Genomic DNA, 12,426 nt, shown 5'->3' with positions numbered 1-12,426 from the left:
CGGCACGGACACCGGGCTCCCGTCGGCCCTGCCCCCAAGTCCCATGAGCGACAAGCATGGTGAAGGAGAAGACGACCACGCGATCACCCGTGGCCGACGCGGGGAACGATTCGGAGGCAGCGATGACGGTAACGGCACCGACAGAGGCGGACGCACCCGCTGCGGCATGGCACGGTTTCGCCGGACGGCAATGGCGCGAGAAGATCGACGTGCGCGGCTTCATCCAGGCCAACTACACGCCCTACGAGGGTGATTCGGCCTTCCTGTCCGGCCCGACCGGGCGGACCCGTGCGGTGTGGGGCAAGGTCTCCGCGCTCTTCCCCGAGGAACGCCGTCGGGGCATTCTCGACGTCGACGCCGCCACCCCGTCCACGATCACCTCGCATGCGCCCGGGTTCATCGACCGCGACCGCGAGCTGATCGTCGGCCTCCAGACCGACGCGCCGCTGAAGCGAGCGATCATGCCGGGCGGCGGTCTGCGGATGGTGGAGAACGGCCTGCGCGCCTACGGCTACGAACCCGACCCGTTCGTCACCCGGGTCTTCGGCACCTACCGCAAGACCCACAACGACGGGGTCTTCGACGCCTACACCCCCGCCATGAAGGCCGCCCGCAAGGCCGGGATCATCACCGGGCTGCCCGACGCCTACGGCCGCGGCCGGATCATCGGCGACTACCGCCGCGTCGCCCTCTACGGCACCACCCGCCTGATCGGGGCCAAGCACGCCGAACGCGCCCTGCTGGACGCCCGCCCCTCTACCACCGACGTCATCCGCGACCGCGAGGAACTTGCCGAACAGACTCGCGCCCTGGGCGAGTTGGAGACGATGGCCGCCTCGTACGGCTGCGACGTCACCCGCCCCGCCGCCACCGCCCGCGAAGCCGTGCAGTGGCTCTACCTCGGCTACCTCGCCGCGGTGAAGGAGCAGAACGGCGCCGCGATGTCGCTGGGCCGCACCTCCACCTTCCTCGATATCTACCTTGCCCGCGACCTCGCCGAAGGCATGATCGACGAGCCCCGAGCGCAGGAGCTGATCGACGACTTCGTGATCAAGCTGCGGATCGTACGGTTCCTGCGCACCCCTGAGTACGACGCCCTGTTCTCCGGCGACCCCACCTGGGTGACGGAGTCCATCGGCGGCATCGGCGACGACGGACGCACGCTGGTCACCCGCACCTCCTTCCGCTTCCTGCAGACCCTCTACAACCTCGGCCCGGCCCCCGAACCCAACCTCACCGTCCTCTGGTCACCCCAACTGCCCACCGGCTTCAAGCACTTCTGCGCCCAGGCCTCCATCGACACCAGTTCCATCCAGTACGAGTCCGACGACCTACTGCGCCCGGCCACCGGCGACGACACTGCGATCGCCTGCTGCGTCTCGGCCATGGCGGTCGGGAAGCAGATGCAGTTCTTCGGCGCCCGGGTCAACCTCGCCAAGGCCCTGCTCTACGCGATCAACGGTGGCCGCGACGAAATGACCGGTGATCAGATCACTCCGGCCGCAGCGCCGCTGACCGGCGAGTATCTCGACCCGGCCGAGCTGGCCGCCGCCTACGACCAGATGCTGGACTGGCTCGCGGAGACCTACGTCAACGCCCTCAACGTCATCCACTACATGCACGACAAGTACGCCTACGAGCGCATCGAGATGGCCCTGCACGACCACCCGGTCCACCGCACGATGGCCTGCGGCATCGCCGGTCTCTCGGTGGCCGCCGACAGCATCTCGGCCGCCAAGTACGCCCGGGTGAAGGTCATCCGGGACGCCGAGGGCCTGGCCGTCGACTACGAGATCGAGGGCGACTACCCCGCGTACGGCAACAACGACGACCGCGCCGACGCCATCGCCGTGGACCTGGTCCGCGCCTTCATGGCCAAGATCAGCCGGCACTCCACGTTCCGGGACGCCGAGCACACCCAGTCGGTGCTCACCATCACCTCCAACGTGGTCTACGGCCACCACACCGGCAACACCCCCGACGGCCGCCGCACCGGTACCCCGTTCGCCCCCGGCGCCAACCCCATGAACGGCCGCGACCACCACGGCCTGGCCGCCTCCGCCCTGTCCGTCGCCAAGATCCCCTACGACCAGGCCCGCGACGGCATCTCCCTGACCTCCACCATCACCCCCGAGGGCCTCGGCCACGACCCTGCCGAACGGGCGGGGCACCTGGCCGGAATCCTCGACGCCTACACCGCCGCGGGCGGCTTCCACATGAACGTCAACGTCCTGGACCGCACCACCCTCCAGGACGCCATGGAACACCCTGAGAAGTACCCGGACCTGACCATCCGGGTCTCCGGATACGCGGTCAACTTCGTCCGCCTCACCCGCGAACAGCAGCTCGACGTGATCAGCCGTACCTTCCACGGTGCGATGTGACCGCGACCACCGGCCGGGTGCACTCCTGGGACCTGTCGACCGGCGTGGACGGCCCCGGGACCCGTTTCGTGCTGTTCACCAGCGGCTGCCCGCTGCGCTGCCTGTACTGCGCCAACCCCGACACCTGGCACATGCGCGACGGCAAGGAGATGACCGCCGACGACGTGATGGACGAGATCGAGAAGTACCGTCCCTTCATCACCACCGCGGGCGGCGGCGTCACCCTCACCGGCGGCGAACCGCTGCTCCAGCAGGCCTTCGCCGCCGAGATCCTGCGCCGCTGCAAGGAACTCGGCCTGCACACCGCACTGGACACCTCCGGCTTCCTCGGCGCCCGCGCCACCGACACCCTGCTTGCCGACATCGACCTGGTGCTCCTGGACATCAAGTCCTTCGACATCGCCGCCTACCGGCGCCTCACCGGCGGCGAACTGGCCCCCACCCTCACCTTGGCCACCCGCCTCGACCAACTCGGGAAGCCGGTCTGGCTCCGCTACGTCCTCGTCCCGGGCTGGACAGATGACCCGGCCGCCGTCGACGGCCTGGCCGCCTTCGCGGCCGGCCTGGGCAACATCGAACGCGTCGACATCCTGCCCTTCCACAAGCTCGGCGCCCCCAAGTACGACACCCTCGGCATCCCCTTCCCACTGGACGACACCCCCACGCCGACCCCCGCACTGGTGGAGCGGGTACGCGAGCAGTTCCGGGAACACGGCCTGCGGGCGTACTGACACAGCTCTCCCGCCGATCAACTCGCCAACAGGGACCGGCAACCAGCCCCTTCGGCCCGGTCGTCATCGACCGCGTCCCGGGCCCGCCTCAACAGGTGCGCCAAGCAGTGCCGTTCGGCCCCATGGGTGCGGACCATCAGCCCCCAGCGGGATCCCCCGTGCGGCGGGACAGTGATTGAAGCAACGAGAGGAACCCGCCATGACCGTACGTGTAGGCATCAACGGCTTCGGCCGCATCGGCCGCAACTACCTGCGGAGCGTCCTGGCCCGCGACGGCCAGGACACTCCGCAGATCGAGGTGGTGGCCGTCAACGACATCGCCCCCGCCACGACCCTGGCCCACCTCCTTGAGTACGACTCCACCTACGGCCCGCTGGGCCGCCCCGTCAGCCACGACGACCGGTCGATCACCGTCGGCGGGCACCGCATCGCCGTCGGCGCCGAACGCGACCCGGCCGCCCTGCCCTGGGGCAAGCTCGGGGTGGACATCGTCATCGAGTCCACCGGACGCTTCCGTACCCGCGACGACGCGGCCCTGCACCTGAAGGCCGGCGCCCGCAAGGTGCTGATCTCCTCGCCGGGCAAGGACGTCGACGCCACCGTCGTCATGGGCGTCAACCAGGCCGACTACGACCCGGACCGGCACCACATCGTGTCCAATGCCTCCTGCACCACCAACTGCGTCGTCCCGATGGTGCACGTCCTGCACGAGCAATTCGGCATCGTCAAGGGCCTGATGACCACCATCCACGGCTACACCAACGACCAGGCCCTCCTCGACAGCCCCCACAAGGACCTGCGCCGCGCCCGCTCGGCCGCCGTCAGCATCATCCCGACCAGCACCGGTGCCGCCCGCGCCGTCGGCCTGGTCATCCCCGCACTCGACGGAGCCCTGGACGGCATCGCCGTCCGCGTCCCCGTCCCGGACGGATCTCTCACCGACCTCACCCTGGTGCTGCGGCAGGAGGTCACCACGGAAGAGATCAACACCGCGTTCACCGAAGCCGCCGAGGGACCGTTGCTCGGCATCCTGCGCGTGAACACCGCCCCGATCGTCTCCCGCGACATCATCGGCGACCCGGCCTCCTGCATCATCGACGCACCCCTCACCCAGGCCCACGGCGACCTCGTGAAGGTCTTCGGCTGGTACGACAACGAGTGGGGCTACAGCAACCGCCTCCTCGACCTGACCGAACACGTCGCCACTCGCCTGTGACCGCAGCCGGTCCATCACGACGAACCGCGAGGAGAAGACCCGTCATGCCGAAGTACGTGTACGGATTCGCCGAGGGCGACCGCGAGATGGCCGGCCTGCTCGGCGGCAAGGGCGCCAACCTGGCCGAAATGACCCGGATGGGCCTGCCGGTGCCGCCGGGCTTCACCGTCACTACCGAGGCGTGCCGGGCCTTCCTCGCCGATGGCGCCGAGCCGGCGGGACTGGGCGAGGAGGTGGCCGCCCACCTGGCCGCACTCGAACAACGCACCGGCCGGCGCCTGGGAGACCCCGACGATCCGCTGCTGGTCTCGGTCCGCTCCGGGGGCCGGTTCTCCATGCCGGGCATGATGGAGACGGTCCTCGACGTCGGACTGAACGACCTCTCCGTGCTCGGTCTCGCCAAGTCCTCCGGGCGCGAGCGCTTTGCCTGGGACTCCTACCGGCGCCTCATCCAGATGTTCGGCAGCACGGTGATGGGCGTCGAGGGCGACCTGTTCGAGGACGCCCTCGCCCGCCGCCCCGCCCCGGACGAACTGCCGCTGCTGGTCGAGGAGTTCAAGGCCATCGTCCGCAACGCGGCCGGCGCGGACTTCCCGCAGGAGCCCGCCGAGCAGTTGCAACGGGCCGTGCACGCCGTCTTCACCTCCTGGAACGGCGAACGCGCCCGCCTCTACCGCAGGCGCGAGCACATCCCCGACGACCTGGGCACCGCCGTCACCATCCAGACAATGGTGTACGGCAACCTCGGCCCCGACTCCGTCAGCGGCGTCGCCTTCACCCGCGACCCGGCCACCGGACGCCCCGGCGTGTACGGCGACTACCTCCCCGAGGCCCAGGGCGAGGACGTCGTCGCGGGCGTCCGCAACGCCGTCCCGCTCCAAGAGCTGGAGCGGCTCGACCCTCTCTCGTACAACCGGCTCCGGGACTACATGCGCATCCTGGAAGAGCGCTACCGCGACCTGTGCGACATCGAGTTCACCATCGAACGCGGCACCCTGTGGATGCTCCAGACCCGGGTCGGCAAGCGCACCGCCGAGGCCGCCTTCCGGATCGCCGTACAGCTCCTGGACGACGGGATCCTCACCGAGGACGAGGCCCTGGAACGCGTCAGCGGCGAGCAGTTGGCCCGCCTGATGTTCCCCCGCTTCGACGAGGCCGCCGCCGGGACCCCGCTGGCCCACGGCATCCCCGCCTCACCCGGCGCGGCCGTCGGCGCCGCGGTCTTCACCTCCGCCGAGGCGGTCCGCCGCGCCGCCGCCGGGGAACAGGTCGTGCTCGTACGCCGTGAGACCACCCCCGACGACCTGCCCGGCATGATCGCCGCCCAGGCCGTCCTGACCAGCCGGGGCGGCAAGACCAGCCACGCGGCCGTCGTCGCCCGGGGCATGGGCAAGACCTGCGTCTGCGGCGCCGAGGAACTCACCGTCGACCCCGCCGCCCGGCACTTCACCACCCGCGACGGGACCGTGGTCGCCGAGGGCAGCGTGCTGTCCGTCGACGGCTCGGCCGGGACCGTCCACCTGGGCGCCCAGCCACTCGTCCGCTCGCCGGTGATGCGGTACTTCGAGACCGGCGAAAGCCTCGCGTCCGGCCCCGCCGAGGCCGTGGCCCGGCTCGTCCGGCACGCCGACACGACCCGCCGCCTGGAGGTCCGGGCCAACGCCGACACACCCGAGGACGCCGTCCGCGCCCGGCGGTTCGGGGCGCAGGGCATCGGCCTGTGCCGCACCGAGCACATGTTCCTCGGCGACCGCCGCCCGCTGGTCGAGGCCATGATCCTGGCCCGTACCGACGAGGAGCGCGAGCGCGCCCTGAACGCGCTGCTGCCCCTCCAGCGCGAGGACTTCACCGGGATCCTGGCCGCCATGGACGGCCTGCCGGTCACCATCCGCCTCCTGGACCCGCCGCTGCACGAGTTCCTCCCCGACCGCACCGAGCTGGCCGTCCACCTCGCCACCGTCACCGCGACGGGCGGCACCCCGGACGCCCGCGACGTACAGCTGCTGGAGGCCGTCGAGCGCACCCACGAGGAGAACCCGATGCTGGGCCTGCGCGGCGTGCGCCTCGGCCTGGTGGTGCCGGGCCTGGTCGCCATGCAGGTACGTGCCATCGGCGAGGCCGTCGTGGCCCGCAGGCTGGCCGGCGGCGACCCCCGCGCGGAGATCATGGTCCCGCTGACCGCCGCCGTGGAGGAACTGCGGATCGTCCGCGAGGAGGTGGAGCAGGTACTCGCCGCGGTCTCCGAGGAAACCGGCACGGAGGTGAACTGCCCGGTCGGTACCATGATCGAACTGCCCCGGGCGGCGATGACCGCCGGCCGGATCGCCCGGGAGGCGGAGTTCTTCTCCTTCGGCACCAACGACCTGACCCAGACGACCTGGGGCTTCTCCCGCGACGACGTGGAGGCGGCCTTCTTCTCCGCCTACCTCGACAAGCGCATCTTCGCGGCCTCACCGTTCGAGACCCTCGACCGCGAAGGCGTCGGCCGCCTGGTGCGGATCGCCACCGACGAGGGCCGCGCCGCCCGTCCGGGCCTGAAGGTCGGTGTCTGCGGGGAGCACGGCGGCGACCCCGACTCCGTCCACTTCTTCCACGACACCGGACTCGACTACGTCTCCTGCTCACCCTTCAGGGTCCCCATCGCCCGCCTGGAAGCGGGCCGGGCGGCTCTCACCGTGACGGCAGCCGCAGGCTGAACCACGCTTTTCGGCGGACGTGGCCGCGACCAGAACACCGCCGCCCTGCTCGCGATCGTCATGGGGGCCTCCGCGCTCGTCCAGGGCCTCAGCTTTCTGCTGATCCGGGCGTTGTCCCGCTATCGAGAACTGGCCGCCGACCGCGCCGCGGCCGTGCTCACCGGCAAGCCCTCCGTGCTCGCGTCGGCGCTGACCAAAGTGAGCGGCGACATCGCCCGTATCCCGACCAAGGATCTGCGCACCGCTCAGGCGTTCAACGCGTTCTTCTTCGCCCCCGCCCTGGGCCCCGGCACCGCGCTGGTCGGCATGTTCTCCACCCACCCCAGCCTGGAACGCCGCATCGAGGCGCTCGCCGAGATCTCCGTCGAACTGGGCGAGGCGGGCGGGAAACCGAGGGACGACGCGTGACGAGAAGGAGCTGAGGACCCGTGGGATTCCTGGACGTCCTGCTCGGCCGGACCAAGCCGATCGAGCCCGACCTGGACCAGCTCTTCGGCCTGCCCTCGCCGGCGATCACTCTCCAGGCCGCCAGCGGCCTCACCCCGACCGGAGCGGGCTCGGTGTGCTTCGCCGCCATCGACGCCGAGCAACTTCTCCCGTCACGGACGCAACGCGTCCGTCAGCACGCCGGCCTCCTGTGCGGCCAGTTCGGCGCCCACCTCGAAGTCAACGCCGGCCGAGGAGTAACCGAAGCCGCCGTCCAGGCCGTAGTAGAACGGCGGGGTCCAGCAGTGGATGACGCGCAGCGCCGACGTTCGGCGGGCCGCCACGTCGAACGCGAACTCGATCAGCGCGTCGGCGGGCCTGCGCGGGCCGAGGCCGAGTACGACCTCGCGGTACTGGGGGCTCCTGCGGGGGACGGCCGGTGGTGTCCGGCTCCTCGGCCCGTACGAGGACCACCGGGCGGGTGGCCCGGGCCACGACCGAGAGGGCGACCGAGCCGAGGACGAATCCGCCGACTCCGCTCAGCCCTCGCGACCCGATGACCAGCAGCTCGGCGTCATCGGCGGCTGCCAGCAGCACCGGGACCGGCTGCCCGTCGACCTCGCCGGCACTGACCCGGAGCCCGGGGGCGGCGCCGCAGGTCCTCCTCCGCCTCACGCGACACCCGCTGCGCCCAGTCGCGCTGCAGGTCGGGGCCGGCCGGCGGCGGGCAGGCGGTGGGGTAGTCGTACGACTGCAGTTCCCACGCGAGGACGAGGCGCAGGGGCAGGTCGCGGAGCAGTGCCTCGCGGGCCGCCCAGTCCGCGGCGGCCAGGCTTTCGGGCGAACCGTCCAGTCCTGCGCTGATGACGCGGGCCATGATGCCGACTTCCTTCTGGAGTGGGAGTGGGGTCTGCTTCCGGCCGAGCGGTCAGCGGCCGGGGAGGTCGAGCCGGCGGGTCGTGCCGGGTGGGACCGTGATGTCGCGGCCGTCGGTGACGACGTGGGCGGGCGTTCGGTCGGAGGCCGGGACGCTGATGAGCAGGTGCCCGGCGCGCATGCTCAGGCCGATGCCCCGGTGGCCCCGGTAGCGGACGGTGAACCCGTACTCGGCCAGCTCGGGGAGGGGCGCCGGATCGAACCGCAGGGCGTCGTCGCGGGTCTCCAGGCCGGTGAGGCCGCGCTGGACGAGGTCGAGGGTGCCGGCCATCGCGCCGAGGTGGATGCCTTCGGCGGTGGTGCCGCCCTGGAGGTCGGCGATGTCGCCGGTGAGGGCTTCCTGGACGTACTTCCAGGCTCCGGCGGGCCGGGTGCGGGCCAGTACCCAGCCGTGGACCAGGCCGCTGAGGGTGGAGCCGTGGCTGGTGCGGGCCAGGTAGTGGTCGACCGTCGTGCGCCAGGTGTCGTCGTCGAGGGTGTGGCCGAGGCGGGCGAGGAGCCCGGAGAGTTCGGCGGGTGAGAAGAGGTAGCCGAGCATCAGTACGTCGGCCTGTTTGGACGCCTGGTAGCGGTTGACGGTGTCACCCTCGGCCTCCAGGATCCGGTCGAGGCGGCGGATGTCGCCGTAGCGCTCGCGGTAGCCGTCCCAGTCCAGTTCGGCGAGGTCGCCGTAGCCCTCGAACTGGCTGATGACGCCCCGGTGGAAGGGCACCTGCAGCCGGCGCGAGACGTCCTCCCAGAGATCGAGTTCCGCCGGGTCGAGCCCGATGCGCCCGAACAGTTCCCGGCGGCGCGGGGCGGGCAGCGCGGCGGCGAGGTCCAGGGCGCGGCACAGCACCCAGGTGGCGGTGACATTGGTGTACGCGTTGTCGTCGAGGCCCGGCCCCGAGGCGCCCGGGTACGCGTCGTGGTACTCGTCGGGGCCGACCACGCCCCGGATCCGGTAGCGCGCGTGGGCCGGATCCCAGACCGCGCTGCCGGCCCAGAAACGGGCGATCTGGAACAGCATCTCCGCGCCCGGCCCGTGCAGGAACTCGGTGTCGCCGCTGGCCTGGGAGTACTGCCAGATGTTGTAGGCGACAGCGGAGCCCACGTGGTGCTGGAGCCGGGAGTGGTCGGGCAGCCAGCGGCCCGAGCGGGGGTTGAGGTGGAGGGTCTGGGTCTCCTCGCGGCCGTCGCTGCCGCTCTGCCAGGGATACATGGCGCCGGTACGGCCGGCCTTGGCCGCCGCGCCGACCGCCCGGCCCAGCCGGCGGTGGCGGTACATCAGCAGTGCCCGGGAGACCTCCGGGAGGTGCAGGTTCAGAAAGGGCAGGACGAACAGCTCGTCCCAGAAGACATGCCCCCGGTACGCCTCGCCGTGCAGCCCGCGCGCCGGCACGCCCGCGTCGAGCCGGGCGGTGTGCGGTGACAGGGTCTGCAGCACATGGAAGAGGTGCAACCGCAGGATCTTGCCGGCCTCGCCCGGGACGTCCAACTCCGTGCTCTGCCACAGGTGTTCCCACGCGGCGCTGTGGGAGGCCAGCAGCCCGGCGAAGTCGGCGGCCCCCCGCACCCGGCCGATCGCGGCGTGCAGCGGGTCGCCGGACACCGGGTCGCGCGAGGTGTGCAGGGCCACCGTCTTCTCCACGGCGACGGGCCGGCCGGGCCCGATCGGCACTGTCAGCACGTGTGTGACGCCGCGCTCCCCCGGGAGGAGCCGCACCGCCGCCGGGGTGCCGGACACGGTCCGGCTGCGGGCGGCCAACGCGACACGGACGCCGGATTCGGATGTGTGGCATTCCAGCCATACGGTGTCGGGCGCGGAGGACTCTGCGGACCCGGTGCGCCACTCGGTGAGGTGACGGCGGTTCAAGTCGCGGTAGCGGTCCACGCCCGCGTTGGTGATGTCGCCGTCGAGCGCGGACTCCACCTCCACCTCACCCGTCCAGCCCTCGGCGGTGAACTCCGTTCGCAGCGCAGCCAGATGGGGATCGCCCATGTGCACCAGCCGGACCTGGTCGACTGTCAGCAGGCGGCCTTGGGTGTCCCGCAGCCGCATCCGCCGGGTGAGTGTGCCGCGGCGCAGGTCCAGGGTCTGCCGGTACTCGAGCAGCGAGCCGTCGTCCGGGGAGAACCAGGGTCCTGGCCGGTCGCCGCCGGTGTCCCGGGTGCGGAAGCGCAGCGGCAGCCAGTTCGGGAGGTTGACGATGTCCTCGTTCTCGACCTGCCGTCCGGCGACCGTCGAGGTCAGGCGGTTGTAGCAGCCCGCGGCGTAGGTACCGGGATAGTGGGACGGGCCTGCCGCCGTCTCCGGGGCGGCGCCCCGGGTGGCGAAGTAGCCGTTGCCCAGTGTGCACAACGCCTCGCGCAGCCGCTCGTCCGCCGGGTCGTAGCCCTCGTAGGTCAGGGTCCAGTCGTCCGGCATCATTGCGCCTCCGCGGCGGTCAGCAACTCGGCGAGGTCCGCGACCACCAGGTCGGCCCCGTGCTCGCTCAGATCGTCGGCGCTGGTCGGCCCGGCGGTCCGGTCCACCCCGACCACCAGGCCGAAGCCGCCGCGCCGGCCGGCCTCGACACCGGCCAGCGCGTCCTCGACGACGGCGGCCTCCCCGGCCGGTACGCCCAGTCGCCGGGCCGCCTCCAGGAAGATCGCCGGGTCGGGCTTGCCGGCCAGCGCGAGGCGGGCCGCCTCGTTGCCGTCCACCACGGTCTCGAACAGGTCCCGTACCCCCGCGCCCATCAGCAGTTCCGGCGCGTGTCTGGAAGCCGAGATCGCGGCGCACGGCACGCCCTCGGCGCGCAGCGCGTGCAGCAGCCGTACGGTGCCGGGCCAGGCGGGGATCGAATCCGCGGCCAGCCGTCGTGCGAACAGTTGCTCCTTGCGGGCGGCGACGGCCTGCACGGTTCGGGTGCCGGGCGGGTCGTCAGGGGTGCCGGGCGGCAGACGCAGGCCGCGTGCGGTGAGGAAGGCGGCGGCGCCGTCCAGCCGGGCCCTGCCGTCGACGTAGCGGCGGTAGTCCTCCACCGGGTCGAACGGGCGCCGCTCACCCGCCGTCTCCAGGCAGGCGTCGAAAGCCTCCTGCCACGCGGCGGCGTGCAGCCGGGCCGAGTCGGTGATCACCCCGTCGGTGTCGAACACCACGGCCCGAACGGCCCGTAGGCGCGGCACCAGCGTCTGTCCGGCGGTGGCGGTCACCGGCGGGTGGCCACGGGTTTGGTGATGCCGAGGAGGTTGAGGAGGCGGCTGTCGCGGTCCGTGGAGCCGAAGTCGTTGACGCCTGCACGTACGGTCATGGAGGTGCCTCTGCTTGCCGTCGAGGGCGGGGTCCCGGGTGTGCGGGTTGGGCTCAGCGGAGCCAGGCGTGGTCACGGACAGCGGGGAGGCGGGCCCAGGTCCTGCCGAGTCCCCAGGTGGTGCCGGCCGAGGCGACCGCGAGGGCGATCAGGACGGCCGCGTACAGGACGTGGTAGTCGATGAGCGGGTTGGTGGACATGCTCGGGGTGCCGTCAGCCAGGTGCTTGGCGGGCGGCCACTCGGCGATCCACATGAACGCCATCAGAGCGGTGCCGGCGACCGCGGCGAGCCGCAGTGCGATGCCGCTGACCAGGGCGAGGCCGACGCCGAGCAGGCCGAGCATGAACAGCCAGTCCGCCCAGCCCGCGCCGGCCCAGGAGTGGAAGGTGGACTCCATGGGTCCGGCGGCGACGCCGCTGAGGAAGCCCTTGGTGGGTGAGCCGCCGTCGGCCCAGCCCTTGCCGGAGGCGGTGGCGTAGCCCCAGCCGAAGGTCTTGTCGAGGAAGGCCCACAGGAAGACGGACCCGGTCACGATCCGCAGCCCCGCGAAGACCTGGGCACGGGTCGCCGTGGCCGTCGTGTCAGTCGTATCGGCTGTGTCGGTCGTGGTCTCGCCGGACCTGCGGGTCGTCCCGGCCCGGTGTCGCGAGGGGAGGTGGAAACCCGAGTGCCGGCCGGAGGTCTCGTGAACCGCCATGATGCTCATCCCTGTCTGGGGTCTGGGGGCTGGTAGTCGTGGCGCGATGTCTGTCCGCGTGCCG

At 71.7% G+C, this 12,426-nt stretch carries 8 protein-coding genes and 3 pseudogenes; 6 read left to right on the top strand and 5 right to left on the bottom strand.

Annotation, left to right across the window (positions count from 1 at the left end):
- The first annotated feature begins 122 nt into the window (after positions 1-122).
- From pflB to pspAB, 6 genes and pseudogenes are all read left to right on the top strand, one after another.
- The gene (pflB, locus tag ACZ5VD_RS37830) at positions 123-2,384 is read left to right on the top strand and encodes a formate C-acetyltransferase (RefSeq protein WP_468685008.1); all 2,262 of its coding nucleotides are present in this window, start codon (positions 123-125) and stop codon (positions 2,382-2,384) included.
- Positions 2,381-3,115 carry a pyruvate formate-lyase-activating protein gene (gene pflA / locus ACZ5VD_RS37825; RefSeq protein ID WP_468685006.1) on the top strand — a complete coding sequence of 245 codons (735 nt, stop codon included), beginning with the start codon at positions 2,381-2,383 and terminating at the stop codon, positions 3,113-3,115. Before pflB ends, pflA begins: the two co-directional genes overlap by 4 nt.
- A gap of 199 nt (positions 3,116-3,314) precedes the next feature.
- Entirely contained in the window at positions 3,315-4,331 is a 1,017-nt protein-coding gene (gene gap / locus ACZ5VD_RS37820; RefSeq protein WP_468685005.1) for a type I glyceraldehyde-3-phosphate dehydrogenase, read from the top strand.
- 44 nt (positions 4,332-4,375) lie between these two features.
- A complete protein-coding gene (gene ppdK, locus ACZ5VD_RS37815) occupies positions 4,376-7,027 on the top strand; it encodes a pyruvate, phosphate dikinase (protein ID WP_468554950.1) in 2,652 nt (883 codons plus the stop codon).
- A gap of 6 nt (positions 7,028-7,033) precedes the next feature.
- A pseudogene (locus tag ACZ5VD_RS37810) lies at positions 7,034-7,435 on the top strand (M48 family metalloprotease); the annotation flags it as partial.
- 20 nt (positions 7,436-7,455) lie between these two features.
- Positions 7,456-7,608, top strand: a pseudogene (gene pspAB / locus ACZ5VD_RS37805) (PspA-associated protein PspAB); the annotation flags it as partial.
- 18 nt (positions 7,609-7,626) lie between these two features.
- Here pspAB and ACZ5VD_RS37800 read toward each other — a convergent pair.
- From ACZ5VD_RS37800 to ACZ5VD_RS37780, 5 genes and pseudogenes are all read right to left on the bottom strand, one after another.
- Complete coding sequence (locus ACZ5VD_RS37800; protein ID WP_468554969.1) at positions 7,627-7,797, bottom strand: hypothetical protein; 171 nt, start codon at positions 7,795-7,797, stop codon at positions 7,627-7,629.
- A 175-nt stretch (positions 7,798-7,972) separates the two neighbouring features.
- Positions 7,973-8,330: pseudogene (locus ACZ5VD_RS37795) on the bottom strand (universal stress protein); the annotation flags it as partial.
- 51 nt (positions 8,331-8,381) lie between these two features.
- On the bottom strand, positions 8,382-10,796 hold the full coding sequence (locus tag ACZ5VD_RS37790) for a glycoside hydrolase family 65 protein (protein ID WP_468685035.1): 2,415 nt from the start codon (positions 10,794-10,796) through the stop codon (positions 8,382-8,384).
- Entirely contained in the window at positions 10,796-11,566 is a 771-nt protein-coding gene (locus ACZ5VD_RS37785; RefSeq protein ID WP_468685003.1) for an HAD family hydrolase, read from the bottom strand. The genes ACZ5VD_RS37790 and ACZ5VD_RS37785 overlap by 1 nt, the downstream gene beginning before the upstream one ends.
- Positions 11,567-11,717: 151 nt before the next feature.
- Positions 11,718-12,362 (bottom strand): hypothetical protein, encoded by a 645-nt coding sequence (locus ACZ5VD_RS37780; RefSeq protein WP_468685002.1) that lies wholly within the window; start codon positions 12,360-12,362, stop codon positions 11,718-11,720.
- Positions 12,363-12,426: the final 64 nt, after the last annotated feature.

The organism is Streptomyces sp. NPDC032822, assembly GCF_055578825.1.
Note: the sequence above shows the minus strand (reverse complement) of the source record. Positions and strands in the feature narration are given on the sequence as shown.